The following is a 25,779-nucleotide window of genomic DNA, read 5'->3' on the forward strand; positions in this document are numbered from 1 at the left end:
TCTTCGTGTCCTGCCCGTAGAACCGGTGTTCCCGGCACATACTGAGCTGATGACCGGTGCCCCCGCAGCAGTCGCCGACGTGCCGGCTCCCGTGAGCCACACCCGCGCCAATGTCGTATTCATCACAGTCGTGCTCGGCATGCTCATGGCCGCGCTCGATCAGACCATCGTGTCCACCGCGCTGCCCACGATCGTGGCGGATCTCGGTGGTTCGGGGCATATGGCCTGGGTGGTCACGTCCTATCTGCTGGCCGAGGCCGTGGCGACCGCGCTCGCCGGCAAATTCGGCGACCTGTTCGGCCGCAAACTCATATTCCAGCTCAGCGCGCTGATCTTCATCGTCGGCTCGATGGTCGCCGGACTGTCCAACGGCATGCTGCTGCTGATCATCGCGCGAGCCATCCAGGGGGTCGGCGCGGGCGGGCTGATGGTGACCTCGATGGCGTTGATCGCCGATGTCATCCCGCTGCGCGAACGCGGCAAATATCAAGGCGCACTGGGCGCGGTCTTCGGCGTCACCACCGTCGTCGGCCCGACCCTGGGCGGACTGTTCACCGATCATGCGAGCTGGCGGTGGTGCTTCTACGTCAACGTCCCCCTCGCGATCATCATGATCATCGTTGCGGCACGGGCGATTCCGCAGGTGCGCACGGTGATCCGGCCGATCATCGACTACGCGGGGATCGCCCTGGTCGCGATCGGCGTGAGCTGTCTGATCCTCGGCCTGGAGTGGGGTGGTCAGCAGTACGCCTGGGGATCGGCGACGATCATCGGGCTGTTCATCGCGGCGGCGATCCTGTTGACCGCGTTCGTGTTCGTGGAACTGCGTGCGGCCGAGCCGATGCTGCCGATGCATCTGTTCCGCAGCAACGTCTTCACCGTCTGCTCGATCCTGTCGTTCATCGTCGGGTTCGCGATGCTCGGTGCGATGACGTATCTGCCGGTCTATCTGCAATATGTGGACGGGATCTCGGCCACCGCATCCGGCCTGCGCACATTACCGCTGGTCGTGGGCCTGTTCACCACCTCGATCATGTCCGGTCAGGTGGTCGGGCGGACCGGCCGATACAAATACTTCCCGATCGCCGGGACCGCGGTCATGGCGGTGGGTCTGTATCTGATGTCGACGATGGGGCGCAGCACCGGCATCTGGCTCGAATCGCTGTACATGCTGATACTGGGTCTGGGCATCGGGTTGACCATGCAGGTGCTCACCATCGTCGTGCAGAACACCGTCCCCTATGCGGATCTGGGTACCGCCACCTCCGGGGTGACCTTCTTCCGGACTCTCGGAAGCACTTTCGGCACCGCGATCTTCGGCACCCTGTACAACAATCAGATCGGGACCAGGCTGGCCGAGGCGCTGGCCCGCACGCCCGGGGTGTCGGCGACGACCGCGCAGACTCCACAGTTGTTGCGCAAATTGCCCGAGGCACAGGCGAATCCGATCATCGACGCGTACGCCGCCTCGATCGATCACGTCTTCCGCTGGGTGGTGCCGGTGGCGATCCTGGGATTCCTGGTCGCCTGGCTGCTGAAGGAGGTTCCGTTGCGCGACAGCATGCGTGCGGAGGCCTCGGACGTCGGCGGTGGATTCTCGGTGCCGGAGTCTTCGGATTCGGTGGTGCGCCTGGAGTATGCGCTGGCCAGTCTGATGCGCAGGCTGCGCGAGGACGAACTGCCCGATCCGATGATCCTGGCGGCCTCGGGCACCTCGCTGACCAGGGATCAGGCCTGGGCGATCGGACAGGTGCAGATGTTGCGCAGAGCGCGCGGGGAGGCCACCCTGGACGCCATCGCCCGCGCGCACTGGATGCCTCCCGAGGTCCTGGAACCGGTGTACGACAAGGCCGTTCAGCTCGGGACCATCGAATTCGACGGTCCGCGAATGCAACTCACCGAGGCCGGACTCGCCGAGTCGGATCGGATCAGGGCCGCCTGGCGCAGTTGGGTGTGCGGCCGGATCGACGACTGGGACTGCGCGAATCCGAACGACCGGGCGTTGTTCGACAAGGCGCTGGACAACATCGCCACCAAACTTCTCGACGAGTCCGATCGTCCGGAGTTGCTCACCGCACGAGTCTGAGCGGCTCCGGGCAGCGCGATCGCCCGCTGCCCGGAACCGCCCGGCGCACTGGACGAGTCAGGCCCAGACCAGCTCGGATCGCTCGTTCACCGGTGCGTCCCAGTCGATCACGTAACTCTGCTCGCGGCGCATGGTCTCCTCGAGCTTCATCGCCTTGGCCGCCAGCGGCATGACCACCGGCATCATCCGGCGCATCACCGGGCCCATGGTCTTACCGTGGTTGATCTTCGCCCCGCGCTCGGCGATCCGCTCCACCCGCGGGCGGCGGATCCGCTCGTAGGTCGCGAAAGCCGTTGCCGGATCATCGAAGTCGCGCAGGCAACGGGCCAGCTGCACCGCCGACTCCACGGCCTGCGAGGCGCCCTGACCGGTGCTGTTCGAGGGTGCGTGCACCGCATCGCCGACCAGGACCATCCGGCCGCGATACCAGTTCGGCACCGGCGGCATGATGTGCATGCCGCCGATGACGACCAGATCCTCCGGTGCGGTGTTGCGGGCGAACTCGCCGCCGGGGGTGTCCTGGCCGTAGGTCTCCCGCAGAGTGCGCAACCACTGCTCGTTGGGGATCGCGCGGGCCTGGGACATGCTCAGGTATTCCGCGTTCGGCAGATTCGCGCCCCACCCGATCCGGCCGTCGGGCATCGCGCTGTAGAGGTAGTAGGCGTTCTTGCCGAAGGCGAAGTACATCGTGTCCGACGGGACGGCCACCGAGCATTCGACGGATGCGCCGAAGCCCAGCAGGCCGGTGTAGTTCGCCGTGGGCGCGTTCGGGTCGATGAGCGTGCGGACCTTCGACTTGATGCCGTCCGTGCCGATCAGGATGTCGGCGGTGGCGCTGGTGCCGTCGGCGAAGTGCGCGGTGACGCCACCGGCGTGCTCGTCGACGGAGACCAGACGCTTGTCGTAGCTGAAATCCACTCCGGCGGCGACGGCGTGATCGTGCAGCGCCCGATGCAGATCGCTGCGTTCGACGATCTGCAGCGGTTCGACGTCCTGCAGGCTGGGCATCTCGATGTGTTTGTGGCCCAACGACATCACCTGGTGCCGGATCGGCTGCGCGACCTTGCGCACCGCGTCGCCGGCGCCGATGAGGTCCAGTGCGGCAAGGCCGTTGGCGGCGAAGCCGAGGGTGCTGCCGATGTTGTGGGCCGGGCCCGGGTACGCCTCGAAGACGCGGCCCTCGATACCGGCCATGCGCAGTGCGGTGGCGGTGACCGGTCCGGCGATGCCGCCGCCGATGATCAGTGCGGAACGAATTGCGGACATGAGTGTTCTCCCTGTGGATGGGTGTGGATGCCCGATCCGATTCGTGCGCGGGGAGCCCAGTTATCCTGTAGTTGCCACTCTTGGGCCGGGTTCGCCTGCGCGGATGCGGTTCGGGACGGTAAAGGGAATCGGGCTCGGGAAGGTGTTGCCGCACCTGACCGGGCTCGTTTTCTGCTACTGCTGGCTTGTTTCGGTGGACTGCGTGAAATCCCCCCTCTCCACCATGCCCGCGACCTCCTGCGGGTCCATGTTCTCGGCATGCATCCGACGCCACCAGCCGACGTCCGGGAAGGCGCCGCTCGCGATCTCCTCGCGCAGCGCGTCCACCCAGGCGACCTCGGCCTCGAGCATCGCGACGGTGAATTCGTTCTCGACCAGGAACAGTCGCGGGACCGCGCCGCGAACCTTGTCCATCTCGGCGCGATCTTCGGCGATCCGGCGGGTCAGGCGTTCGCTGCGCTGCTCGAGCAGGGCGATGACGTCGTCGGGAGGGATGATCGCGGCGACGGACAGGCCGGAGACGAACGGATGATGTACGGGCGCGGGGGTGCTGAGCAACTCCCGCGTCCAGTCCTCGGTCTCGGCGCGACCGGCGGGGGTGAGCGCGTAGATGGTGCGTTCGGGGCGGGCCCCGTCGCGTTCGCTGCCGACGATCTCCAGGAAACCGTGCTTCTCCAGGTTCTGCACCACGGTGTAGAGCGAGCCCCACTTGACGTCCATATCGCGTTCCTTACCGCGATTGCGCATCTTGGCCGCGATCTCGTACCGGTGCATGGGGCCCTCGACCAGCGTGGCCAGTACAGCCAGCGCCAGCAGATTGCCGACCTTCCGCCGTTTCATCGGGACTCCATTCCGTTGCTCGTCTACGAATATACGTCGACGAGTATTCGTACGCAAATATTGAATCGAACTTGGTGCCGCCCTCGGGAAGATCGCCTGCCGCGTCGGGGTCGCGCGGCTCAATAGACTGCGAATCCGGCAGTGCTGCGCGGTCGGTGCGGTGCGGTGCGACGGGGCGAGGTGACGGATGTGGTGGAGCGCGGTGCGGAGGGCGGGCTGGATCTGATTCAGCTGCGGACCTTTCTGGCGGTCTACCGAGCGGGTTCGGTGACCGCGGCGGCGCGGTTGATCGGGCTGTCCCAGCCCACTGTGACCACACAGTTGCAGATGCTCGAAAAGTGTTTGGGGAGACAGCTTTTCGAACGGCTGCCGCGCGGGGTCGCGCCCACGGCGGCGGCCGAGGAACTGGCCGCGCGCCTGGCCGGGCCGATGGATGCGCTCGAGGCGATCGCCGGGGGCGGGGCGCAGGCGCCGACCGCGCAACCGCCGGTGCGACTGGCCGGTCCCGCGGAGATGCTGGCCGTCCTGGCCCTGCCCGCGCTGGCTGCGCTGGTGGCCCGCGACGTGCGGCTCACGGTGACCGCCGGTCTGGCCGAGGACCTGCTGGCCGGGCTGCGCACCGGACAATACGACCTGGTGATCTCGGTGATCCGCCCGCGCGGGCGCACGGTGCGCGCCGAGGTCCTGATGGACGAGGAATTCGTCCTGGTCGCCGCGCCCGCGGTGGCCTCGGGCATCGATACCCGGCGGCTGCGGTCGGCGGATCCCACCGCTCTGGCAACCGTCCCGCTACTGAGCTATGCCGCGGACCTGCCGATTCTGCGTCGCTTCTGGCGACACGTCTTCCACGCCCGGCTCGATGCCGAACCGGGCGTCGTCGCCGCGGACCTGCGCGCCCTGACCGCCCTGGTCGCCGCGGGCGCGGGAATCAGCGTTCTGCCACGTTATCTGGTTGCCGCACAACTGAAGTCGGGTGACCTGATCGCCCTGCTGGACCCCGAAGACCCGCCGATCAACACCGCCTTCCTCGCCCGCCGCATCGGCGCACCCGCCCTCCCGGACGTCGACGCCGTACGCCGAGCCCTGCTCGCAGCGGGCCGCAGCTGGTGAATGGTCGGCGGTGGATGATCAGGCTCGGGCGCGCTCGCGCAGGATCTGTGCGGTGGTCTCGTCGGCGGGCAGGAATGCCTCGAGTTGCAGTTCGGACAGGGTGATGTCGGTGGCGGTGGCGAACGAGGTCAGGGTGGTGATCAGTCGCAGCTCACCGGCGGCGGTGCGCAGCCGCAGCGGGACGGCGAATCCGAGGTAGTCCGGTCCGGGATCGGTGGGTGGCAGATAGCTCTCCAGCTCGGCGGCCAGTGCCTCCAGTTCGGGATCGGGGCTGGCTCGGACTCGGTCGCGCAGGGCCTCGGTGACGTGGCGGCCCCATTCGGGCAGGTTGAGCACGTGCTGCGCGAGTCCGTCGGGATGCAGGGCCAGCCGTCGCACGTTGACCGGGGAGCGCAGCAGCTCGGGGGAGCAGCCCTCGAAGAACAGATCGAACGCGGCATTGGACTCGATCAGGGTGCTGTGGCGATCCACGATCAGTGCCGGATAGGGCATGTGACCGTCCAGGATCTGCCGCAGCGCCGTGCGGACCGGCTCCAATTCCGTTGTCTCCATATCGGATTCGCTGAATATCGGCGCATAGCCGGCCGCGGCCAGCAGGCCGTTGCGCTCGCGCAGTGACAGGCCGAGCGATTCGGCCAGCCGCACCACCATCGCCCGGCCGGGCTGCGAACGGCCCTGCTCGAGGAAGCTCAGATGACGCTGGGTGGTGTCGGCGCGGATCGCGAGATCGAGCTGACTCCATCGCCGCAGGCCACGCCACCGGCGCAGCTCGCGACCGAAGGCGGGCGCGGCCAGAACTGTGGTCATGGTCCCCATGATCGACCCCGCACGGCCACGCTGCCATTCCCTCGGGGGAATCGCGCAACGGTGACCCGGCCGGTCCACCACGGGGTACATCGGAGCTACGCCGCGATGCCGGGGCGGTGGCTAGGCTGGGGTGGGTGAAGATCTTCCTGGCAGGGGCGAGCGGTGTGCTCGGTAGCCGATTGACTCCATTGTTGATTGCGACCGGATGCCAGGTGGCGGGGATGACCCGGTCACCGGAGAAGGCCGAGATGCTCGCCGGACTCGGCGCCGAGCCGGTGGTGTGCGACGTCTTCGACGCCGCCGCGCTCGAGCAGGCGGTGCGGGCCTACGCACCCGATCTGGTCATGCACCAGCTCACCGACCTGCCCGACCGCGTCGAGGATCTGGCCGCCGGGCGCGCGGCCAATGCGCGGATGCGCAAGGAGGGCACCGCCAATCTGATCGCGGCGGCGCAGGCCGCGGGCGCGAAACGCTTTCTGGCGCAGAGTGTTGCGTGGGAGATGTCCGGGGAGGGCCAGGCCGCCAAGGAATTCCTGGAGTCCTCGGTGCTCGGCCTGAGCGGCGTGGTGCTGCGCTACGGCCAATTCTATGGTCCCGGAACGTATTACCCGGATGGTGCCGCACTCCCGGACTCGCCGCGTATCCACGTCGACGAGGCCGCCGCTCGGACAGTTCTGGCACTCGATCTCGGCAGCGGGATCTATTCGCTGACCGATGACGGGGCCTCGGATTTCGTACCGGTGAAATGAGGACGAGATGGTGAACGCCGACCTGCAACACCGCTGGGTGACCGCTTTCCAGCGCAATATCGGCAATCCGATTCTGCGTCGTCTGCCGAGTCAGACTCTGCTGGAGACCACCGGCCGCGTCAGCGGGCAGGCTCGGCAGACGCCGATCGGCGGGGCGCGTCGCGGAGATTCGTTCTGGTTCGTCTCCGAATTCGGTGAGCGATCCCAGTACATCCGCAACATCCGAGCGCACGACCGGGTGCGGGTGCGCTTGGGTGGGCGCTGGTACAGCGGGACCGCGCACCTGCTGCCCGAGGACGACGCCAAGGCCCGCATGCGGGAGTTGCCGAAGTACAACAGCGCCGTCGTGGGCGCATTCGGCACCGATCTGCTGACCGTGCGCGTCGACCTGGACTCCGACCGCGCGTAGGTCTCAATCCGAACTAAATACGGATCAGACCGTCCCCTGTGCCGTGATCTTCGTTAACGTGCCTGGTGAGTGGGCTTTCGGATCAGCGGTTCGACTGGTGGACGAAAGGTTCCGGCTATGGCTTCACCCGAGATCGGACAGGAGAACGAGCCGCCGGACGGCGAACGCGGCGGCGGGAAGTACATGGCGGTGGCCGCGGTCGCGGTCCTCGCGGTGGCGGTCGTGGTCGGCGTGCTCGCCGTTCGATCGGAGCAGGGCGTGCGGTCCACGTCTGCCGACACCACGGTCACGGTCAGCGAGGGGCCCGTGGTCCGCACCGAGGGAGTGCCGGGCGCGGGGAAACCGCATCAGGAGGGCGACGACTGCTCGCACGACTTCATTGCGGCGCGCTGGCAGCAGCGCGATGGCCGGTGGGTGTGTGCGCCACCGGGAATCATGAGTTCGATCCATCACGAGGGTGAGGACTGCTCGCACGGCGACCTGATCGCCCAGTGGGTGGTGGGCCCGGGACCTGCGTGGTTGTGCCAGACCCAGCGCCGGGTGACGACCGAGGCCCCAGCTCCCGCACCCGTTGTGCCGACGCGTCCGCACACCGTTCAGCAGGCTCCGGTGCAGCAGGCTCCGGTGCAGCAGGCTCCGGTGCAGCAGGCCCCGGTGCAGCAGGCCCCGGTTCATGTGCCCCCGCCCGAACCGGCTCCGGTGATCACCCAGCCGCCCGCTCCCGCTCCTGCCCCCGCTCCCGCTCCCGCGCCGCGTCCCGCTCCCGCTCCTCCACCGGCGCTGCCGAAACTGCCGTTCCAGCTGCCGCAGATTCCGTTCCCGCTGCCTCCGCCGCCGCGCTGAACCGGCGATAGCCGGGCTGTGACCAGGGAACTGTGGCGACGACGGCGCGAACGGTCCGGTCGGGGTACTAGGGTGCTGGAGTGCCTCGTGAACTCGCTGACCTGTCGTACGCTCGTTTCCTGGAAGCGTTCGAGACGGAACTCGAGCCCGATGCGGATTACGAGAGTGTGCACGTAGACGGGCTCGACTTCCATGAACTCGACGCCCGGGGCGTGCGATTCACCCAATCCGCGCTGACCACGGTCGAGATCACCGGCGGCACGTTCCGGTACGGCCGGTTCGACGATGTCTGGTTGCGCGCGGTGCGCTGGATCGGCACCAATCTGGGCCAGAGTGGTTGGTTGAACTCCGAACTCGTGGAGTGCGCGCTGTCCGGTGTGGAGGCCGTCGGTGCGGGGTTGCGCCGAATCCGTTTCGAGGGGTGCAAATTCGATTCGGTGAATCTGCGCAATGCGTCGTTGCAGGATGTGACGTTCAGCGATTGCGTCCTGCGGGACACCGACTTCGGTGAGGCGACGCTGCGGCGGGTGAGTTTTCCGGGGACCAGGCTCGACGGGATCACCCTGCACGGCTCGAGCCTGCACGATGTCGACCTGCGCGGCGCGACGACGCTGGATCTCACCGCCGGAATCGATTCACTCCGCGGCGCAACGGTGAGCACCCCGCAGTTGCTCGACTTGGCCCCCGCCTTCGCTCGGGCGGCGGGGATCACGGTGCGCGACAACTGATTCGGGCTCGGGCGTCGGTTCACGCTGCGGGACGGGGAATCCCGGAAGCCCGCGGCGCGCCAGCGGGATCAGCAGGTGGATCAGCGGGCCGATGCCGAATGCGTACACCACGGTGCCCACGCCCACGCTGCCGCCGAGCAGCCAGCCGGTCGCCAGGACGGTTGCTTCGATTCCGGTGCGGATCGGCCAGACGGACCAGCTGGTCCGGGCGACCAGTCCAGTCATCAGTCCATCGCGTGGGCCCGGTCCCATCCCTGCGCCGATGTAGAGCACGGTGGCGACGGCGTTGAGCGCCACGGCCGCGATCATCGCGGCGATCTGCACCGCCAACAGGTGTGGATGCGGCAGCCAGCGCAGGGCGTTGTCCACCGAGACGGCGATCACCACGACATTGCTCAGCGTGCCGAGTCCGGGTCGCTGCCGTAGCGGAATCCAGGCCAGCAGCACCGCGACGCCGGTCAGTGCGGTGACGGTGCCGAAGCTGATCGGCAGGTGCCGGGCCACGCCCTGATGGAACACGTCCCACGGATCCAGGCCGAGCCCGGCCCGGATCATCACGGCCATCGAGAAGCCGTACATCCACAGTCCGGTGTAGAGCGCGAGCAGGCGGCGTAAGAGCATGGTGTACAGCCTGACCGACCACTGGACCCGCAATACAGATCCAATCGTCGATTACTGGACTGGAAATTTGAATGGGGGGTGGTGTGGATAATTCGCTCGACTCGGCCTGTGTGCCGCAGTAGTCTGGCCCGCATGCGGAACTGTGCGCGCCTCGCGTGGTGGCTGCCCTGACGGGCGGCCGAGCTCCGTATGCTCCGAACATCACGGCCGCCCGAATCGGGCGGCCGTTCTCGTCTGCGTGACGCGGTGGCGGTCCGGCCGGGCGGCCCCAGCACGAAAGGCGGAACATCATGTCCCGGCGTATCACCGGCTTCACCCCCTCGGGGGAGCTGCATCTCGGCAATTATTTCGGCGCGATCAAACCCCTTGTCGACCAACAGATTCCGGACCGGAGCATCGTGTTCGTCTCCGATCTGCACGCGCTTACCCTCGACCACGATCCGGCCGCGGTGCGCAGGCGCACACTGGAATTCGCGACCGTGCTGCTGGCCGCCGGGGCGGATCCGGCGCGGAGTATTTTCCTGGTGCAGTCCCACGTGCCCGAGCACACCGAACTGCACTATCTGCTGGAGAGTGCGACCGGCTACGGCGAGGTGCGGCGGATGATCCAGTTCAAGGAGAAATCGCGGGACAGCGACCGGGTCCGGGTGTCGCTGCTGACCTATCCGGTGCTGATGGCCGCCGATATCCTGCTGTACCAGGCCGGGGAGGTGCCGGTCGGCGAGGACCAACGGCAGCACGTCGAGTTGGCGCGCGACATCGCCGAACGCTTCAACACCGCCTACGGCCGGGTGTTCACCGTCCCGCGCATGGTGAACCCGCCGGTCGCCGCGCGCATCATGGACCTGTCCGACCCCACGGCCAAGATGAGCAAATCGACCTCGGTCACCGGATCGCTACGCCTGCTCGATTCGCCGGATACGTTGCGCCGCAAGGTAATGCGCGCGGTCACCGATCCAGGTTCCGCAGTCGAATACGATCCCGAGAACCGCCCCGGCATAGCGAATCTGCTCACCATCCTGGCAGCCTGCACCGGCGAGGACCCCGCCGACGCGGCCGCCCGATCCGGCGGCTACGCCGACCTGAAACGCGCGGTCGCCGACGCCGTCATCGCCACGACCGACCCGATCCGCCACCGCTACACCGAGCTGAGCGAGGACCCGGAATCGGTACGGAAGATAGTGCAGGACGGCGCAATCCGAGCCCGGCTGATCGCAGGCGATACGGTGACCGCCGCCAAGCGGGCCATCGGCCTGCTCCCGGCCTGAGTGTCCGCAGATGACTCTACCGGCATCGGTCGCGAATTACTCTGGCGCGGAACGATAATGACCCGGTGCCGTGCCGAACTCGCGTTTGAATGCCTTGGCGAAGGCGTACTCCGAGACGTAACCGACGCGTGCGGCGACGGACCGCAGCGGTAGGTCGGCCTCGCGTAACATTCGGGCTGACAAGGTCATTCGCCACCAGGTCAGGTAGGTCTGGGGCGGCATGCCCACTGTCGCGGTGAAGCGTTGTGCGAAAGCCGATCTGGACAGTCCCGCCAGACTGCCCAGGCGCTGGACCGTCCAGGGGGAGGCCGGGTCCTGATGCATCGCCTGCAGGGCCGGTGCGAGGTCGGGATCCCGCAGGGCCGCAGCCCATCCGGTGTCGTCGCGGGCCGACTGTTCCTCGTGCCAGGCGCGCAGGATGTAGAGCAGCAGTACCTCGAGCAGGGGCGGCAGCACGCCGGGCGCACCGGGTAGCGGGTCGGCGTCCAGTTCGCGGCCCAGCAGATCGATCGCTCCGCGCAGGGTCGGATGGCGGCCCACGCGCGCGGGTAGATGCACCACCTCGGGGAGTTCGGCCAGCAGGGGATGCACTCTGTTCTGGTCGAGAAGGTATGCGCCGCAGAGCAGTACGGTGGTCGGCTCGCCGAGCGGAGAATCATCGGCTTCGCTCGGCTCACGCAGTGGCGTGTCGAGTGAATCGGCGATGGCGTGGCCGAGTTCGTGCGGAATGAAGGCCACGTCACCGACCACCAGCCGGATCGGATCGCCCTGCACCGGGATCAGCCAGCATGCGCCCTGCAGGACGACGTGGAATCCGGCACCGCGCTGCGCCGGGAAGCGAATGCCCCAGGGGGCGCGCAGTTCGGTGCGATTGGAATGGGGTTGGCCGATGCGCATGGCAGCGACCGCGTCGCTGAGTACGTCCACCGTCTCAGGGTACTGCGGAATGCATATGCGCCGGACGATCGGACATCTTCTCCGGACTCTCTGGCATGGATCATCCGATTCGACGTTCGTAACGTCATGGTGTCGGCATTCGGCCGACACAGGATCATCACTCGGGAGTATGCGATGAGGATTGCGGTGTACGGGGCCAGCGGATTCACCGGATCGCTGGTGGTGACCGAGGCTCGACGGCGGGGTATCGAACCGGTGCTGGTGGGCCGGGACGTCCGGCGGTTGCGCAGAGCCGCCGAGGAGGCGGGTGTGCCGAACGCCGAGGTGCGTGCCGCGGGGCTGGACGAAGCCCGGGAAATGGCAGCGGTTTTCGCCGAATGCGATGCGGTCGTGAATTGCGCCGGGCCGTTCACGCGATGGGGCGAACCGGTGGTTCGTGCGGCGATCGCGGCCGGACGGCACTACGTCGACACCGCCGGCGAGCAGCAGCACATCCATCGGATACTCGGTGAATTCGATTCGGCAGCACAGGAATCAGCGATATCAGTTGTTCCGGGAGTGACGGACGACGGCGTCCCCGGAGATCTGGTCGCGCATCTGGCCGCCGCGCGGGTATCGATCGTCCGGGACGTTCTGATCGCGGACCTTCGTCTGCCAGGCGGCGTTTCGCGCGGAACGGCCCGATCGATGCTCGCGGTCGTCGGTAGTACGGGGCTCGAGTACGCCGCCGGTGGCTGGCATGCGGACAGTGGCGAGGAGTTCGATCCGATCACACCACCGGGGCAGACCCGGCCCGCATCCTTGCGCGCCTTCGCATTGCCCGGGGTGGTCACGATTCCCCGGCACGTCGCGGCCGGACGGGTGCGCGGTGCGATCCGGACGGAGGTGGCGACGTTGTTCACCGGGCTGACCGAGGAAGTGGCCGAGACGATTCCGGAGGTCGTCCCGATGCAGGCGCGACAAGCTGGGCAATGGCTCATGTTCGCCGGGGTGACCGGCGGGCACGGAGAGCGGATCCACGGCTGGGTCACCGGGCCCGATGGGTACGGTCTCACCGCGGTCATCGCTGTGGAGACCGCGCGTCGTCTGGTCGAGGTGGGTGCGCCCGCCGGTGCGCTGACTCCGGCACAGGCCGTGGACCCTGCGGATTTCCTGGAATTCCTGACCTCCGCGGGTGCGCAATGGCAGGTGGGCGAGGACTGAAATATCGGTTCAGAGACCGGAAACGCCTGCCAGTTGGCCGATGCCGTAGGTCACCGCCATGGCGAGTGCGCCGCCGATGACCACGCGCAGGACCGCGCGACGCGGATTGCTGCCGCCGAGGCGGGAGCTGATCGAACCGGTCAGTGCCAGGGCGATCAGCACGGCCGCGAAGGTCACCGGGATCCGCCACGACACCGGCGGCAGCAGGATCGCCAGGATCGGCAGAATCGCGCCCAGGGTGAACGACACCGCCGAGGAGATCGCCGCCTGCCACGGACTGGTCAGCTCGGCGGGGTCCAGGCCGAGTTCCGCCTCGGCGTGGGCGGTGAAGGCGTCGTGGGCGGTGAGTTCCTCCGCGACCAGGCGCGCGGTCTCCTCGGACAATCCCTTGCCCTCGTAGATCTGTGCCAGTTCGTTCAGTTCGTAATCGGGTTCCTCGGTCAGCTCCCTGCGCTCCTTGGACAGCAGGGCCCGTTCGGAATCGCGCTGTGTGCTCACCGAGATGTACTCGCCCACGGCCATGGAGATCGCGCCCGCCGTGAGCCCGGCCACACCCGCGGTCAGAATATTCGCGGTCGTGGTGGTCGCCGCCGCGACACCCACGACCAGCCCCGCGGTCGACACGATGCCGTCATTGGCCCCGAGCACCCCGGCCCGCAACCAGTTCAACCGCGAAGCCAGCCCGTTGCCGTGCGGTTCGTGCGGATGCGCCCCGTCCCCGAAGCCCCCGACCGTCCTGTCCACGACGAGCAGCCTACGGTCGCGCCACGCGTCGGTGGTGGAGGCCGCTCACCGGGATACGGTCATGCCGACATTCTCGGGGAGCAGATTCCGGGCTGGGAGGTGGGCCGGTAGGTGGATACACTCCGCCGATGCCGCTCACCTTTCCCTCGCATTCGCTGGCCGTGCTTCCGCTGAAGATACGGTGGCCGCGGCGGTGGGACGGGGTTGCGTTGGTGGTGGGGTCGGCGGTGCCGGACGCGTCGTATCCGGTGGCGGGGTTCTTCTCGATGCCGGAGACGCATGCGTTGGCTGCGTTGCTGTGGTGGTGCCTGCCGGTGGGGATCGTGGGGACGGTGGTGATTCGGTGGGGCGCGCCGTCGATCGCGGCGCATCTGCCGCGGCTCGGGGGATTCGATCTGCCCGCCTACGGCGTACTCGGTGAGGTGCGGCATCGGTGGTATGTCACGGGGTATTCGATTCTGATCGGCGCGCTCACGCACATCTGCTGGGACGGATTCACCCACGATCCGGCGGGCGGGCACGGTTGGGCGGTGGCCCGTTTTCCCGTGCTGCTGCATTCGGGATTGTTCGGCAGGCCGTGGTGGTATCTGCTGCAACAGGCGTCGACCGTGGGTGGTGCGGTGCTCGCGATCGGGGTGTTCTACTACATCGGCCGTCGCGGACTGATCCGAACCTGGCACGGTGCGCCGCGGGCCGTTGCGCGCGCGCCGCGCCGGTTCTGGTCGGCCGCGGGGCTGGTCGCAGTGCTGAGTCTGATCCTGATCTCGTTGATGCCCTTGGCATTTCAGCCCTTCGTACTGGGCGTGCGGTTGCTGTACGTCGCGGCGATCTCGCTGCTGGCGGGTGCGTTGGTGACACGTTCGGGCCGGGGGTCCTATCCGGGGGTAGCATCCGTGGCGTGAACCCGCTTGTCGCACGTGTGATGTCCACCGTCGCCGGTCAGCTCGGGCATCCGAGCGGGCTGCTGGGCAAAGGGGTGGGGCGGATACTCGACCGCACCAATCGATTCGTGATCCAGGAGAGCGTACTGGGCGCCGCGATCGTGCCGGGGGAGGCGGCGGCCGATATCGGGTTCGGTGGCGGAGTGGGACTTTCGCTGCTGCTGGACCGGGTCGGTGCGGACGGCACGGTGCACGGTGTGGAGCTTTCGCGGGATATGTTGGCGGGGGCCAGATCTCGGTTCACCCGGGAGATCGGTACCGGGCGGCTGCGGGTGCTCGAGGGTTCGCTCACCGAACTGCCGCTGGCCGATGCGAGTCTGGATGCGGTGATCACCGTCAACACGGTCTATTTCGTCGCCGAACTCGACCTCGCGTGTGCGGAGTTGGCGCGGGTGCTGCGGCCGCAGGGGCGGGTCGTGATCGGCATCGGCGATCCCGATGCGATGAGCTCTCTGCCGTTCACGGCGCACGGATTTCGGCTGCGTCCGGTCGCGGAGCTGACCGATGCCCTCGAACGCGTCGGTCTGACCGTCGAACATCGTGCCCTCGAACGCAAACCGTTGCCCGGTCACCTGCTGATCGGTCGCCGGGCCTAGCGGTTGCCTCGGCCTCAGAGTTTGCGCGCGTCGGCTGGGACGAGTGCGGCCTGGGCGAATCGGTAGATCTCTTCGGCGGCGTCGAATTCGGTGGATGTCACGGTGTTCGGGCCGTTGTCCCATTCGGGCGGAGTCGGTTTGCCCGGCCAGGTGTGCCCGCCGTCGAACACCGTCCATGCGGTGACCCGGCTGCCACCGACCCCGCCCTCGACGGCATGTCTGCTGGACCGGTCGGTGGTGACGGTCGTGCCTTCACCCGAACATCGGTTCGCAGCCTGCCACCACGCGGCGGATTCGGCCAAACCCAGTGTGCGGCCCCGCAATTCACCATCCGGCCCACGATGACGGGAGTAACCGCCGGTGATCGGCACCGCCTCGTCGGCCGTTCCGTTGATCAGCAGGGCCGATACCGCGTGCGTGGGCTCGATCCGTTCCAGCGCGACCGGCAGACCCCCTGCCACCGCGCCGAATGCGGGCACCAGATCACTCGATTCGAGTCCGAGACGATGTGCCATGAACGCGCCGTTGGAAATCCCCGCGGGGATGGTCCATTCCGGGCGGGTGCCGAATTCCGCTGCGCACCAGTGGATCAGCTCACGAAGAAATGCGACGTCATCGACACCGGCCTCGTCGGCGAGAGTGACGCCGCGCCCGTCCGCCCAGCATCGATCCCATCCGTCGGGATAGGCGACGGCGATGCCCCACTCCTGCGCGTGCGCACCGAAACTGGTCCACTCGTCCATCATCAGCCCGGGACGTCGCTGCTGCGAGGGCAATCGCGAGGCATTCCCGTGTAATGCCAGCACCAGCGGCGCGCCGTCCTGCTGCGGCGCGCGCAGCCCGAACGTGCGCACCCGGCCGTCGACCGTCAACTCGGCCGCTGTGAACTCACCGGACATCGGCGCCCCTTCCTCCCCGAAGCTCATCCGACCAGAATAGGCGGCCCCGAGTGCCCGGCACCGGACGGATTCTCCGGGAATCAGCGGGCGAAGTCGGCGCGCGAGTTCGCCCGGAATGCGCCGGATCGCCTCGCGGGCAGTGCGATCGCCGCCCCGGCCCGGCGGACGGGCCGGTCAACGCGCCGGGAACCCTGGCGTGCGCCGGTTCGCGTGGCCGGTACTCTGGTGGCCATGGTGATGCGATGGACTGCACTGATGGTGTGCGCGTTCGTCGTCTCCGTGTGGGCTGCGCTGCTGTTTCCGGCGGGTGAGTCGAATTCCCTGCTGGCCCTGGGCACCGCGGTCATGGTGGCATTGGCCGTAGTGGCGGCGCATTCCACTCGGGTGCGGTTGCTGCCGGTCGTCGTTCGCACCGGTCCGCCGGTGTCGGCGCAACGGCGGCGGCGCGGATCGTTCCTGCGGCAGAGCAATCCGGACACAGCGGGCCGGGTGCGGCCCAGGGCGCCGGGACACGGCGGCTGACCGCGCGGCTGCGCGGTCGGCCTCTTCGCCGACCCTGTTCACCATAGGCCCGTTCGCGGGTACCTCGTAGTGAGGTGTTTGCCCATGCTCGATTTCGTGTACTATCCCCTGTCCGGCGTGTTGTGGTTGTGGCACACCGGATTTGCCGCCCTCCTCGGACCGGCCAGCGGCCTGGCCTGGGCGCTGGCGATCATGTTCCTCGTGCTCACCCTGCGCGCCGCGCTGTACAAGCCGTTCGTGGCGCAGGTGCGGTTCCAGCGCACCATGTCGGTGCTGCGGCCCAAGATGAAGGAGTTGCAGGAACGGCACGCCGGCGACAAGGAGCGTCTCGCGGCCGAGATGCGCACACTGCAGCAGCAACATCAGTTCAACGTGTTCAGCGGCTGCCTGCCGGTGATCGTGCAACTGGTGATCTTCGTGGGCCTGCTGCACGTGTTGAGTTCGTTCGGCCGCACCGGATCCGGTTCGATCGTGCGCTTGCTGTGGCATCCGGTGCATGCCGCCGCGGCGCAGACGGTGACCTCGAACTACTTCTTCTCCGTCACCCAGGTGCAGTCCTTCCTGCACGCCAAGTTGTTCACCGCACCGCTGACCGCGACCCTGCTGACCTCCGGATCGGCCTGGGGCCCGGTCGCCGCGGTGGCGATCCCGCTGGTCGTGATCGGTGCGGTGGCCACGCATTTCACCGCCCGCGCCTCGGTGGTCCGGCAGACCGAGATGACCACCCAGACCCGGCTGATCAACTTCATGACCATGTGGTTGTTCCCGCTGGGCACCCTCGCGGCCGGGCTGGTCATGCCGATCGGCGTGCTGGTGTACTTCGCCACCAGCAACACCTGGACGTTCGTGCAGCAGTACTTCGTGCACAAGCGATTCGGGCCGGTGGACGCCGAACCGGCGGTCGAACAGCTGAGCTGACCGACGGTCGAGATCCGGTGCGGCGCACGGCCGCACCTCATCTCATCCGTGCGTCCCGGTCGGCTGCGCGGCGGTGGAGAGCGCCTCAGCGCGCCTGGTCGCCCGGACGGGCGGAACGACCGCCGCGTCCGGGCCTGCGGGGTGCGCGATCACCACCGCCGCGACCGTCAGGATCTGCTCGATCTCGACATCGCGCGAGGCCAGCCGGGCGATGATGCCCAGCCGACGTTCGGCGCTGTGCGGCCCGATCGGAATCTCCCGCGAGCCGTTCTGCGCGATGAACCGCTGCCAGCGCGCATCCCAGCGCGTCGGCAGCCCGTCGCGCACGGCCCGGTAGGCATCGAGGTCGAGCTCGCGATGGCGGACCGGATCGATCATCAGGTCCGCGATACGCTCCTCGGCGCTGGTGAGCAGGGGTGAGCGCTGCATCGGGCGGAGAAACCCCGCCTGCACGACCAGTCGCCGACGGTAGTCCTCGACGGGTTTGCGCAGCAGCTCCCGGTGCCGCTGTGCCTCGACGACCAAACGGCTGCCGGCACTGTCATCGGACGTCGACGAGCGGAGCTCGGACATGGACACGCCTTTCCTAGGGTTGCGGATTACTTTGCGGTGCAACCTGATCGGCGTCCGATACGGCTATTGTGCCCTAGGGGTACGACAAGTTCGGTGAGGCAGCGGGTCGCTGCGTCCGGGGTGCGGTGTGAACGCCCGTCGTGGTTGCTCCGGGAACTGCTGCGCAGTGAGTGTATCGAACAAATGTTCGAACAGCCAGAGGTTGTCCGGAGCGTCGCGGCGCGTCCCGGTCAGTCGGGGTCGCTTGTCGCCGTGCGGTTTCGCGCGCCGACGATGCCGTACAGCAGGAGGTCCTCCAGCGATTCGGCGAAGCCGTCCAGATCCTCGACGTCGCGGATGCACATGGCGAACAGGGCCGCACCGGCGATCGTGTCCAGCAGGGTGTTCGGGTTCAGGCCGGGGCGGGGGGAGGCCGGGTCGGCGGGCAGGTATTCGGCCAGTTCGTCGCGCGTCGGAGTGTCCAGGCGGGCCGAAAGTTTCTGATACAAACCCGAATCCGCGCGCATTTCGGTCATCAGGCCGGGCATGGCCGCGCGCGCTTCGGCCGAGCCGAACAGCTGGATCGTGCCCCCGATGACCTTGCGGATCTCGGCGATCAGATCGGGGGCGACCTGCTCGGAGCCGACGTCCGGGAATACCGCCTTGGCGATCAGATGTGCCTTGGACGGCCAGCGGCGATAGATCGCCGGACGGCTGACGCCGGCGCGGGTCGCGATCGCATCGATGGAGGTCGCGGCGTATCCGCGTTCGACGAGCAGGCTGCGGGCGGCCTCGAGCACCGCGCGGTCCACCGCGGGATCGCGGTGCGGGCCGAGGCGATGGCGTGTGGTCACGAAATGCATCCTTGTCAGCGCGGACGAGAGTCGTTACAGTCTGTCACATCTAAGTCGTTACATACTGTAACTGCTGGAATTCTAGGAGGAGTCGTGCCCGCCGACGCGCATGTCACCACGCCCGCCGAGACTTATCGCCCGGTGCCGCTGCTGCAGGACAAAGTCATCGTGCTCTCGGGCGTCGGGCCCGGTCTGGGGCGTTCGCTGGCTCTGGAAGCCGCGCACATGGGTGCGGATCTCGTGCTGGTCAGCCGGACCGCGCGGCGTCTGGAGAAGTTGGCCGAGGAGATTCGCGCGCTGGGTCGCACCGCGGCGGTCGTCCCGACCGACATCACCGACGAGGATCAGCGCGTCGCACTGGTCGAACGCGCCCTGGCCGCATTCGACCGGATCGACTGCCTGATCAACAATGCCTTCGCCATCCCGCCGATGGATCCGATCAGCCAGATCGATCCGGCTGCCCTGCGCGTGGCGAACGAGACGAACGTCTTCGCGCCGCTGCGGCTGTCGGCGCTGTTCGCCGACGCTCTCGCGCGGTCCCGGGGCTCGATCATCATGCTCAACTCGTGCGTGTCCTACAGTTCGCAGCCCGAGTACTCCGGCTACAAACTCTCCAAAGGCGCTCTGGCGCACCTGGCTTCGTCACTGGCCACCGAGCTGGGACCGCGCGGGATCCGGGTGAACAGCGTCGCGCCGTCCTATGTGTACGAGGACATCAACAAGGCGTACTTCGACTGGCTCGCCTCGCAGGCGGGTGTCACGCACGACGACATCTACCGTGAGAAGGCCGCGCCGACCGATCTGCAGCGGCTGGCCGCGCCCGAAGAGGTGGCCCGCGCGGCGCTGTTCCTGGCCAGCGATCTGGCCACGGCCGTCACCGGGCAGATGCTGACCGTCGACTGCGGCGAATTCCACCGCTGAATCAGGAGGACCCGTGTCCAACGAGAAGAAGCGAATCGTGCTGTGGGGTACCGGTGTTGTCGGGTCGATGGTGCTGGCGCAGGTCCTGCGGCACCCGCGGTTCGAACTGGTCGGCGTGGGCGTGAGCAATCCGGCGAAGGTCGGCGTGGACGCCGGCGATCTGTGCGGGGCCGGGAAAACTGGTGTGGCGGCGACGAATTCGGTCGAGGAGTTGATCGCGCTGCGGCCGGACGCGGTGGTGCACTACGGCCCCACCGCGCAGTTCGCCGATGAGAACATCCGGGTGATCGGTGAATTCCTGCGTGCCGGAATCGATGTGTGCTCCACGGCCATGACGCCGTGGGTGTGGCCGTCGATGCAGCAGTTGCCGGACGTGTGGCGCGATCCGATCGCCGAGGCGTGCGCGGCGGGCGGCGCGTCCTGTTTCACCACCGGTATCGATCCCGGCTTCGCCAACGACCTGTTCCCGATGACGTTGATGGGCCTGTGCGGCGAGGTCACCTCGGTGCGCGCCTCGGAACTGCTCGACTACACCGATTACGAGGGCGATTACGAATTCGAGATGGGCATCGGTCATCCGCCGGAATTCTCTGCGCTGCTGGAACATCCGGATCTGCTGATCATGGCGTGGGGTGCGACGGTGCCGATGATCGCGCACGCCGCCGGTATCGAACTGGACCGCATCACCACCACGTGGGACAAGTGGGTCACCCCGACCGACCGCCGCTCCGCGAAGGGTACGGTCGCGGCGGGCACGGTCGCCGCGATCCGCTTCACCATCAACGGCGTCTACCGGGACCGTGAGGTCATCACCCTCGAGCACGTCAACCGGATCGGTCTCGACGCCGCCCCCGACTGGCCCGCGGGTACCCGCGACGACGTCTACCGCGTCGACATCCTCGGCTCCCCGTCCATCTCCCAGGAAACCTCGTTCCGGTTCACCGACGGCTCCGGGCGCACTCCCGCCGTGGCCGGTTGCCTGGCCACCGGCATGCGCGCCCTGAACGCCGTCCCCGCCGTCAACGACCTCCCGCCCGGCTGGGTCACGGCTCTGGACCTGCCCCTGATCCCCGGAGTCGGCACCATCCGCTGAACAGCCTCGCTCGATTCTCGCGCGACCGCTTCGGGAAGTGTTCCGACACCGAAAGATCGGCCGCCGACACTGAAGTGCTTCGTGCCGGAGGTTCCGGAGCGATTGTCGAGACCTCTTCGGCCGGAACATTATTCGCCGCGCCCTGCTACCTGCGGGGTGCGGCGAACGGCTTTGTCGGCCAACGGTTTCAGGTCAACCGAGACCGGCGGTGAGTTTGTGCATGCAGTCCGTGACGAGGTCGGCGGGGGAGCCGGGGCCGGTGGCGGGTGCGTCGCCGGTGGCCCATTGTTCGAGGGCCACCCGGATGGCTCCGGCGGCCGCGACGGCGGTGAGACGTAGTCGGAGAGTGTCGGTTTCGGGGGACAGGCCGGTCAGGACCGTGAGCAGGGACTGCTCTCCGGTGAGGTTGACGCGGTGCCACACCGCGCGCAGGGCCGGATCCTGTTCCATGGCGCGCAGCAGACCGCGCATGACGTCCATTTCCGTGCCGTCGTCGCGTGGGGTCAGGGCTCGGGCGGCGGCGGCGGCGAACTCCGCGGGGGTGGGCAGGCGCGCGGGTCCGTCGGCGAGGGAGTCCAGCCAGCGGGACGCGCCGGTCGACAGCAGCGGTTCCACGGCATCCTCTTTGGTGCGGCAATACCGGTAGAACGTGCGTAGGCCGACGCCGGATTCGGCGGCGATCCGCTCGGCGGTGACCGTCGCGGTGCCTTCCGCGGCGAACAGTCGTGCGGCCGTGCGGGCGATCTCGAAACGGGTCTGTGCCTTGCGTCGCTCGGACAGGCTCGGTCGCGATGCCGGGGCCGGTCGTGCTGCGGGCATCCTCGGCACCTCCTTCCGGTCCTATAATACCGGAGATTGCCATAGTGGCATGACGTGCCACTCGGGCGTAATGTGTCAGCAAGAATCTCACATCGGGTAAGGAGTCCCCCATGGAACGTTTCGCCGACCGTCGAGTCCTGATCACCGGCGCCGGATCCGGGATCGGCCGCGCTACCGTGCTTCGCATCCTGTCCGAGGGCGGCACCGTCGTCGGCGCGGACGTCAACGAGGCCGGACTCGCCGAGACCGCTGCGCTGGCAGCCGAACGAGGCACTGCCGACCGATTCGGCACGGTGCGGATCGATATCTCCGACGAGTCCTCGGTGCAGACCGGAGTCGCAACCGCGCTGGAGAGGCTCGGTGGGCTGGACGCGCTGGTCAACGCCGCCGGAATCCTGCGCTCGGCGCATACGCACGAGTTGTCGCTGGCCGACTGGAATCGGATCATCACCACCAATCTCACCGGCACCTTCCTGATGACTCGCGAGGCGCTGGCCCCGTTGCTCGAGACCGGGCGCGGGGTCATCGTGAACTTCGCCTCGACCTCGACCTTCTTCGCGCACCCGTACATGGCCGCGTACGCCGCGTCCAAGGGCGGCATCATGTCGATGACGCACGCGCTGGCCGCGGAGTACGCCAAGCAGGGGCTGCGCGTGGTCGCGGTGGCCCCGGGTTCGATCTCCAGCGATATGACCGACGGCCGCGGTCCGGGCCTGCCGGAGGACGCGGATCTGCAGCTGTTCATGAAACTGATGCCGATGCTGGGCAAGGGATTCGCCTCGCCCGATACGGTCGCGGGCGTGGTGGCCATGCTGGCCTCGGACGACGGCGCGTTCATCACCGGAACCGAGGTGCGCATCGACGGCGGCACCCACGCCTGACCTCGCCGGAGGAAGTTCGTCCACGGCAATTCGCGACGAAAAACTGAAACGTATTCTACCCTGATCGCGGATCGACAATCTGGAGGTTTCTGTGACCGATCTGGCCGCTATCGAGGACATTCGCTCGCTCAAATATCGCTATCTGCGCGCACTGGACCTCAAGAACTGGGACGAGTTCGCCGGAACTCTCGCCGAGGATGCCACCGGGGCCTACGGCTCGCCGTCCGGCGGCGGTCCGCTGAAGTTCGACAGCAGGGACGCCATCGTCGGCTACATGCGCTCCGCGCTGGAGAACGACATCATCACCGTGCACGTGGGCAATCACCCGGTGATCGAGGTCGATGGCGAAACGGCCAGTGGCACATGGTGTCTGGAAGACACCGTGATCGTCCCCCAGTACGGCGTGATGATCCGTGGCGCGGCCTATTACCACGACCGCTACCGGCGCATCGACGGTCGCTGGTATATCGCGCACACCGGATACGACCGCATCTACGAAGCATCGATGCCGTTGCAGGACTTGGGTTTCCGGCTCACCGCCAACCGCTGGGCGGACCGGTCCCCGGATCGGGGCTGATCCGGGAATCGGTTCGCGGTCCGGCACAGGCGTGCGGTGCACTGCTCACGGCCGGGCCAGGGAGTGATCCCGGCGGATCGCGGAGGGGGTCGTGTCCCACCAGCGTTGGCAACTGCGGGTGAAGGTGGACTGTTCGGACAGGCCGAGTAGTGAGGCGATCTGACTCATCGGCAGGTCGGTGGTGGTGAGGTAGCGGCGGGCCTCGATCCGGCGCACCTCGTCGAGGATGGCGGCGAATCCGGTGCGTTCGGCGGCCAGGCGACGTTGCAGCGTGCGCGGGTGCAGCATCATCAGCCGGGCCACGGCCGCGATATCGGGCGTGCTGGTGGGAAGGAGTTGTTCGACCGCGGCGCGGACCTGCGGGACGATCGATCCGCCCGCGTCGGCGGCCTGTTCGGCGAGGAAGGCGATGGCCAGCCGGTTCAGGTGTTCGTCGCCGCCGGGTACCGCCCGGGTGGCCAGGCTGCCCGGGACTCGCAGCATCGCGACCGGACGGTCGAATCGCACTGGCGCACCGAAGAATTTCTCATAGGTCTCGCGCGGTGCGGGCGGGTGATACGGCAGTTCGACCGAGCGCAGACCGTAGGGGCCGTCGACCAGCCGCAGCAGCGTTCGGTGCAGGAAGGCCAGTCCGAGATCGGTGCCCTGCACCAGGGACGGCAGCCCGGCCCGCACGCCGTAGTGCAGCGCCGTGACCGAGCGGTCGCCGTAGGGGTCGGGTTCGAGGGTCAGGCTCAGCGACCTGGCGTGCACGAACAGATAGCGCGAGGTGCATTCCAGTGCGTCGGCCAGGGTGGGGGAGTTGCGGATGGCCAGCGCGAGCGGGCCGAGCATGCTCAGATCCTGCCGTGCGCCGATCCGCAGGCCCAGGTCGGGGCGGTGCAGGCGATCGGCGGCGATCTCCAGCGTGAGGGCCATGGCCTCGTCGGAGACCAGCAGATCGTCCGCGTCCAGGGCGGCGATCGGCAGTCCGGCCGCGGCGGCGAACTCCTCGGCGTTCCCGCCCAGCTCGGCTACCGTGGCACGGAAACCTCGCAGTCCGGCCGACCTGATCACCGACATGTCGTCCAGAATCAAATACTTGTCGCGCAGAGTCAAGAAGGAGCGCGTGTGCCCCAGCACACTGGAGATATGGAACATCTCGATGTCGTCATCGTCGGCGCCGGCCTGTCCGGAATCGGTGCCGCCTACCGGTTGCAGACCGAGCTGCCGGACAAGAGTTACGCCGTGCTCGAGGCCCGCGAAGCACTCGGCGGAACCTGGGATCTGTTCCGTTATCCGGGCGTGCGGTCGGACTCGGACATGTTCACCCTCGGCTATCCGTTCAAGCCGTGGCGTGATGCGAAGTCCATCGCCGACGGGCCCTCGATCCTGCGATACGTCCGGGAGACCGCCGAGGAATTCGGGATCGACAAGCGAATTCGCTACGGCACCAAGGTGATCGGCGCACAGTGGTCGACCGACGAGTCGCGCTGGACGCTCACCGTCACCCAGGGCGGCGAAACCCGCACGCTCACTTGCGGATTCCTCTACAGCTGCGCCGGATACTACGACTACGACAAGGGGCACACTCCGGAATTCCCCGGAGTGGAGAGTTTTTCGGGCACGATGGTGTACCCGCAGTTCTGGCCGGAGGATCTGGACTACGCCGGAAAGCGCGTGGTCGTGATCGGCAGTGGCGCGACGGCCGTCACCCTGGTTCCGGCGATGGCCGAGCAGGCCGAGCAGGTCACCATGCTGCAGCGTTCGCCCACCTGGATCTCCGCGGTTCCGGGCCGGGACAAGTACGCCGACAAGATCCGTGAACTGCTGCCGCCGCAGCTGGCGCATCGCGTGATCCGCACCAAGAACATCCTGTTCAATGTGGGTTTCTATCAGTACTGCCGACGTCGCCCGGAGGCGGCGCGCAAATTGCTGACCGGCCTGACCACGCGCATTCTCAAGGACGAGACGCTGGTGGCCGAACATTTCACCCCCAATTACAACCCGTGGGATCAGCGCCTGTGCGCGGTGCCGGACGCCGATTTCTTCAAGTCGATGCGCAAGGGCAAGGCCGAGGTGGTCACCGACCACATCGACACCTTCGTGCCCGAGGGGATCGCGTTGAAGTCCGGCCGGGTGCTCGAAGCCGACGTCGTGGTCTCGGCCACCGGATTGAAACTGCTTGCGTTCGGCGGTATTTCGCTGGTCGTGGACGGCACGCCGATCAACCTGTCCGAGCAGTTCGTCTGGCAGGGTGCGATGCTCACCGGCGTGCCGAACTTCGCGGTGTGCATCGGCTACACGAACGCCTCGTGGACCCTGCGTGCCGACCTGACCTCGCGTCTGGTCTGTAAGGTGCTGGCGCACATGGATCGTCGCGGCTATCCGGCCGTCGTCCCGCAGCCGCACGGACACCTGGACGAGCATCCTCTCCTGGACCTGGCCGCCGGTTACATCCAACGTTCCATCGGCGATTTCCCCCGTCAGGGCAGCCGCCACCCCTGGAAGGTCCGGCAGAACTACCTGCTGGATTCGGCCACCACGATGCGCACCAATCTGGACAAGACGCTCGAGCCGGTGCGTCCCGCACCGGTGCTGCAGCGGGCCTGAGCCCGGGCTGCGCGCCGAGCGGGACCGCTCGGCGCGCAGTGGC

At 67.6% G+C, this 25,779-nt stretch carries 28 protein-coding genes; 17 read left to right on the forward strand and 11 right to left on the reverse strand.

Annotation, left to right across the window (positions count from 1 at the left end):
* Positions 1-49: 49 nt before the first annotated feature.
* Complete coding sequence (locus tag ON40_RS46515; protein ID WP_051194625.1) at positions 50-2,086, forward strand: MDR family MFS transporter; 2,037 nt, start codon at positions 50-52, stop codon at positions 2,084-2,086.
* Between the two features lie 57 nt (positions 2,087-2,143).
* Here ON40_RS46515 and ON40_RS46520 read toward each other — a convergent pair whose 3' ends face one another.
* On the reverse strand, positions 2,144-3,352 hold the full coding sequence (locus ON40_RS46520; protein WP_040832430.1) for an FAD-dependent monooxygenase: 1,209 nt from the start codon (positions 3,350-3,352) through the stop codon (positions 2,144-2,146).
* A 174-nt stretch (positions 3,353-3,526) separates the two neighbouring features.
* On the reverse strand, positions 3,527-4,192 hold the full coding sequence (locus tag ON40_RS46525; protein WP_040832432.1) for a PadR family transcriptional regulator: 666 nt from the start codon (positions 4,190-4,192) through the stop codon (positions 3,527-3,529).
* A 180-nt stretch (positions 4,193-4,372) separates the two neighbouring features.
* On the opposite strand from ON40_RS46525, the gene ON40_RS46530 reads away from it, so the two are divergent.
* Positions 4,373-5,302 (forward strand): LysR family transcriptional regulator, encoded by a 930-nt coding sequence (locus ON40_RS46530; protein WP_245568291.1) that lies wholly within the window; start codon positions 4,373-4,375, stop codon positions 5,300-5,302.
* An 18-nt stretch (positions 5,303-5,320) separates the two neighbouring features.
* Here ON40_RS46530 and ON40_RS46535 read toward each other — a convergent pair whose 3' ends face one another.
* On the reverse strand, positions 5,321-6,109 hold the full coding sequence (locus ON40_RS46535) for a helix-turn-helix domain-containing protein (RefSeq protein ID WP_040832653.1): 789 nt from the start codon (positions 6,107-6,109) through the stop codon (positions 5,321-5,323).
* Positions 6,110-6,243: 134 nt separating this feature from the next.
* Between ON40_RS46535 and ON40_RS46540 the strand changes: the two genes are divergently transcribed.
* The 4 genes from ON40_RS46540 to ON40_RS46555 all read left to right on the forward strand — a co-directional run bounded on the left by ON40_RS46540 (position 6,244) and on the right by ON40_RS46555 (position 8,838).
* On the forward strand, positions 6,244-6,858 hold the full coding sequence (locus ON40_RS46540; RefSeq protein ID WP_040832434.1) for an NAD-dependent epimerase/dehydratase family protein: 615 nt from the start codon (positions 6,244-6,246) through the stop codon (positions 6,856-6,858).
* A gap of 7 nt (positions 6,859-6,865) precedes the next feature.
* The gene (locus tag ON40_RS46545; protein WP_040832436.1) at positions 6,866-7,267 is read left to right on the forward strand and encodes a nitroreductase/quinone reductase family protein; all 402 of its coding nucleotides are present in this window, start codon (positions 6,866-6,868) and stop codon (positions 7,265-7,267) included.
* 117 nt (positions 7,268-7,384) lie between these two features.
* Complete coding sequence (locus ON40_RS52995) at positions 7,385-8,110, forward strand: hypothetical protein (protein WP_040832438.1); 726 nt, start codon at positions 7,385-7,387, stop codon at positions 8,108-8,110.
* 80 nt (positions 8,111-8,190) lie between these two features.
* Positions 8,191-8,838 carry a pentapeptide repeat-containing protein gene (locus tag ON40_RS46555; protein ID WP_040832440.1) on the forward strand — a complete coding sequence of 216 codons (648 nt, stop codon included), beginning with the start codon at positions 8,191-8,193 and terminating at the stop codon, positions 8,836-8,838.
* Here the strand turns inward: ON40_RS46555 and yczE are convergent.
* Complete coding sequence (gene yczE / locus ON40_RS46560) at positions 8,746-9,459, reverse strand: membrane protein YczE (protein ID WP_083896481.1); 714 nt, start codon at positions 9,457-9,459, stop codon at positions 8,746-8,748. The genes ON40_RS46555 and yczE overlap by 93 nt on opposite strands.
* Before the next feature lie 290 nt (positions 9,460-9,749).
* Between yczE and trpS the strand changes: the two genes are divergently transcribed.
* Positions 9,750-10,727 carry a tryptophan--tRNA ligase gene (gene trpS, locus ON40_RS46565; RefSeq protein WP_040832442.1) on the forward strand — a complete coding sequence of 326 codons (978 nt, stop codon included), beginning with the start codon at positions 9,750-9,752 and terminating at the stop codon, positions 10,725-10,727.
* Between the two features lie 36 nt (positions 10,728-10,763).
* Here the strand turns inward: trpS and ON40_RS46570 are convergent, their stop codons facing one another.
* A complete protein-coding gene (locus tag ON40_RS46570; RefSeq protein WP_040832444.1) occupies positions 10,764-11,654 on the reverse strand; it encodes an AraC family transcriptional regulator in 891 nt (296 codons plus the stop codon).
* A gap of 144 nt (positions 11,655-11,798) precedes the next feature.
* On the opposite strand from ON40_RS46570, the gene ON40_RS46575 reads away from it, so the two are divergent.
* The gene (locus ON40_RS46575; protein WP_040832655.1) at positions 11,799-12,827 is read left to right on the forward strand and encodes a saccharopine dehydrogenase family protein; all 1,029 of its coding nucleotides are present in this window, start codon (positions 11,799-11,801) and stop codon (positions 12,825-12,827) included.
* 9 nt (positions 12,828-12,836) lie between these two features.
* Here ON40_RS46575 and ON40_RS46580 read toward each other — a convergent pair whose 3' ends face one another.
* Positions 12,837-13,571: a VIT1/CCC1 transporter family protein gene (locus ON40_RS46580; protein ID WP_040832446.1), complete on the reverse strand. Its 735-nt coding sequence runs from the start codon at positions 13,569-13,571 to the stop codon at positions 12,837-12,839.
* Between the two features lie 128 nt (positions 13,572-13,699).
* Between ON40_RS46580 and ON40_RS46585 the strand changes: the two genes are divergently transcribed.
* Together ON40_RS46585 and ON40_RS46590 are read left to right on the forward strand one after the other, a co-directional pair.
* The gene (locus tag ON40_RS46585; protein WP_040832448.1) at positions 13,700-14,473 is read left to right on the forward strand and encodes a DUF4184 family protein; all 774 of its coding nucleotides are present in this window, start codon (positions 13,700-13,702) and stop codon (positions 14,471-14,473) included.
* Positions 14,470-15,108 carry a class I SAM-dependent methyltransferase gene (locus ON40_RS46590; protein WP_245568292.1) on the forward strand — a complete coding sequence of 213 codons (639 nt, stop codon included), beginning with the start codon at positions 14,470-14,472 and terminating at the stop codon, positions 15,106-15,108. Before ON40_RS46585 ends, ON40_RS46590 begins: the two co-directional genes overlap by 4 nt.
* 14 nt (positions 15,109-15,122) lie before the next feature.
* Here ON40_RS46590 and ON40_RS49045 read toward each other — a convergent pair whose 3' ends face one another.
* The gene (locus tag ON40_RS49045; RefSeq protein WP_169542026.1) at positions 15,123-16,034 is read right to left on the reverse strand and encodes a CE1 family esterase; all 912 of its coding nucleotides are present in this window, start codon (positions 16,032-16,034) and stop codon (positions 15,123-15,125) included.
* 204 nt (positions 16,035-16,238) lie between these two features.
* On the opposite strand from ON40_RS49045, the gene ON40_RS46600 reads away from it, so the two are divergent.
* A complete protein-coding gene (locus ON40_RS46600; protein ID WP_040832658.1) occupies positions 16,239-16,529 on the forward strand; it encodes a DUF6412 domain-containing protein in 291 nt (96 codons plus the stop codon).
* 84 nt (positions 16,530-16,613) lie between these two features.
* Entirely contained in the window at positions 16,614-17,447 is an 834-nt protein-coding gene (gene yidC, locus ON40_RS46605) for a membrane protein insertase YidC (RefSeq protein WP_040832450.1), read from the forward strand.
* 42 nt (positions 17,448-17,489) lie between these two features.
* On the opposite strand, the gene ON40_RS46610 is transcribed toward yidC, so the two are convergent.
* Positions 17,490-18,020: a hypothetical protein gene (locus tag ON40_RS46610; protein ID WP_040832452.1), complete on the reverse strand. Its 531-nt coding sequence runs from the start codon at positions 18,018-18,020 to the stop codon at positions 17,490-17,492.
* Between the two features lie 230 nt (positions 18,021-18,250).
* Positions 18,251-18,853 carry a TetR/AcrR family transcriptional regulator gene (locus ON40_RS46615; protein ID WP_245568293.1) on the reverse strand — a complete coding sequence of 201 codons (603 nt, stop codon included), beginning with the start codon at positions 18,851-18,853 and terminating at the stop codon, positions 18,251-18,253.
* 93 nt (positions 18,854-18,946) lie between these two features.
* Between ON40_RS46615 and ON40_RS46620 the strand changes: the two genes are divergently transcribed.
* Both ON40_RS46620 and ON40_RS46625 read left to right on the forward strand, forming a co-directional pair.
* Complete coding sequence (locus tag ON40_RS46620) at positions 18,947-19,774, forward strand: SDR family oxidoreductase (protein ID WP_245568294.1); 828 nt, start codon at positions 18,947-18,949, stop codon at positions 19,772-19,774.
* 13 nt (positions 19,775-19,787) lie between these two features.
* Positions 19,788-20,867 carry an NAD(P)H-dependent amine dehydrogenase family protein gene (locus tag ON40_RS46625; protein ID WP_281033140.1) on the forward strand — a complete coding sequence of 360 codons (1,080 nt, stop codon included), beginning with the start codon at positions 19,788-19,790 and terminating at the stop codon, positions 20,865-20,867.
* A gap of 192 nt (positions 20,868-21,059) precedes the next feature.
* On the opposite strand, the gene ON40_RS46630 is transcribed toward ON40_RS46625, so the two are convergent.
* Positions 21,060-21,686: a TetR/AcrR family transcriptional regulator gene (locus tag ON40_RS46630; RefSeq protein ID WP_040832456.1), complete on the reverse strand. Its 627-nt coding sequence runs from the start codon at positions 21,684-21,686 to the stop codon at positions 21,060-21,062.
* Positions 21,687-21,796: 110 nt separating this feature from the next.
* Here ON40_RS46630 and ON40_RS46635 point away from each other — a divergent pair, with 110 nt between their 5' ends.
* A complete protein-coding gene (locus tag ON40_RS46635) occupies positions 21,797-22,567 on the forward strand; it encodes an SDR family NAD(P)-dependent oxidoreductase (RefSeq protein WP_040832458.1) in 771 nt (256 codons plus the stop codon).
* A gap of 91 nt (positions 22,568-22,658) precedes the next feature.
* Positions 22,659-23,144 carry a nuclear transport factor 2 family protein gene (locus ON40_RS46640; protein ID WP_040832460.1) on the forward strand — a complete coding sequence of 162 codons (486 nt, stop codon included), beginning with the start codon at positions 22,659-22,661 and terminating at the stop codon, positions 23,142-23,144.
* A gap of 45 nt (positions 23,145-23,189) precedes the next feature.
* Here ON40_RS46640 and ON40_RS46645 read toward each other — a convergent pair whose 3' ends face one another.
* Positions 23,190-24,284 carry an AraC family transcriptional regulator gene (locus ON40_RS46645; RefSeq protein WP_245568295.1) on the reverse strand — a complete coding sequence of 365 codons (1,095 nt, stop codon included), beginning with the start codon at positions 24,282-24,284 and terminating at the stop codon, positions 23,190-23,192.
* On the opposite strand from ON40_RS46645, the gene ON40_RS46650 reads away from it, so the two are divergent.
* Complete coding sequence (locus ON40_RS46650) at positions 24,276-25,736, forward strand: flavin-containing monooxygenase (protein WP_040832461.1); 1,461 nt, start codon at positions 24,276-24,278, stop codon at positions 25,734-25,736. The two genes, ON40_RS46645 and ON40_RS46650, sit on opposite strands and share 9 nt — an antisense overlap.
* Positions 25,737-25,779: the final 43 nt, after the last annotated feature.

Origin of the sequence: Nocardia jiangxiensis NBRC 101359, from assembly GCF_000308615.1 — a bacterium.
Taxonomy (GTDB): Bacteria; Actinomycetota; Actinomycetes; order Mycobacteriales; family Mycobacteriaceae; genus Nocardia; species Nocardia jiangxiensis.

Excerpts from the sequence above, each read along its gene's own strand:
- ON40_RS46515 (WP_051194625.1), top strand. The coding sequence starts at position 50 with ATGACCGGTGCCCCCGCAGCAGTCGCCGACGTGCCGGCTCCCGTGAGC.
- ON40_RS46520 (WP_040832430.1), bottom strand. The coding sequence starts at position 3,352 with ATGTCCGCAATTCGTTCCGCACTGATCATCGGCGGCGGCATCGCCGGA.
- ON40_RS46525 (WP_040832432.1), bottom strand. The coding sequence starts at position 4,192 with ATGAAACGGCGGAAGGTCGGCAATCTGCTGGCGCTGGCTGTACTGGCC.
- ON40_RS46535 (WP_040832653.1), bottom strand. The coding sequence starts at position 6,109 with ATGACCACAGTTCTGGCCGCGCCCGCCTTCGGTCGCGAGCTGCGCCGG.
- ON40_RS46545 (WP_040832436.1), top strand. The coding sequence starts at position 6,866 with ATGGTGAACGCCGACCTGCAACACCGCTGGGTGACCGCTTTCCAGCGC.
- ON40_RS52995 (WP_040832438.1), top strand. The coding sequence starts at position 7,385 with ATGGCTTCACCCGAGATCGGACAGGAGAACGAGCCGCCGGACGGCGAA.
- yczE (WP_083896481.1), bottom strand. The coding sequence starts at position 9,459 with ATGCTCTTACGCCGCCTGCTCGCGCTCTACACCGGACTGTGGATGTAC.
- trpS (WP_040832442.1), top strand. The coding sequence starts at position 9,750 with ATGTCCCGGCGTATCACCGGCTTCACCCCCTCGGGGGAGCTGCATCTC.
- ON40_RS46575 (WP_040832655.1), top strand. The coding sequence starts at position 11,799 with ATGAGGATTGCGGTGTACGGGGCCAGCGGATTCACCGGATCGCTGGTG.
- ON40_RS46585 (WP_040832448.1), top strand. The coding sequence starts at position 13,700 with ATGCCGCTCACCTTTCCCTCGCATTCGCTGGCCGTGCTTCCGCTGAAG.
- ON40_RS49045 (WP_169542026.1), bottom strand. The coding sequence starts at position 16,034 with ATGAGCTTCGGGGAGGAAGGGGCGCCGATGTCCGGTGAGTTCACAGCG.
- ON40_RS46600 (WP_040832658.1), top strand. The coding sequence starts at position 16,239 with ATGGTGATGCGATGGACTGCACTGATGGTGTGCGCGTTCGTCGTCTCC.
- yidC (WP_040832450.1), top strand. The coding sequence starts at position 16,614 with ATGCTCGATTTCGTGTACTATCCCCTGTCCGGCGTGTTGTGGTTGTGG.
- ON40_RS46610 (WP_040832452.1), bottom strand. The coding sequence starts at position 18,020 with ATGTCCGAGCTCCGCTCGTCGACGTCCGATGACAGTGCCGGCAGCCGT.
- ON40_RS46630 (WP_040832456.1), bottom strand. The coding sequence starts at position 21,686 with ATGCCCGCAGCACGACCGGCCCCGGCATCGCGACCGAGCCTGTCCGAG.
- ON40_RS46635 (WP_040832458.1), top strand. The coding sequence starts at position 21,797 with ATGGAACGTTTCGCCGACCGTCGAGTCCTGATCACCGGCGCCGGATCC.
- ON40_RS46650 (WP_040832461.1), top strand. The coding sequence starts at position 24,276 with ATGGAACATCTCGATGTCGTCATCGTCGGCGCCGGCCTGTCCGGAATC.
- ON40_RS46645 (WP_245568295.1), bottom strand. The coding sequence starts at position 24,284 with ATGTTCCATATCTCCAGTGTGCTGGGGCACACGCGCTCCTTCTTGACT.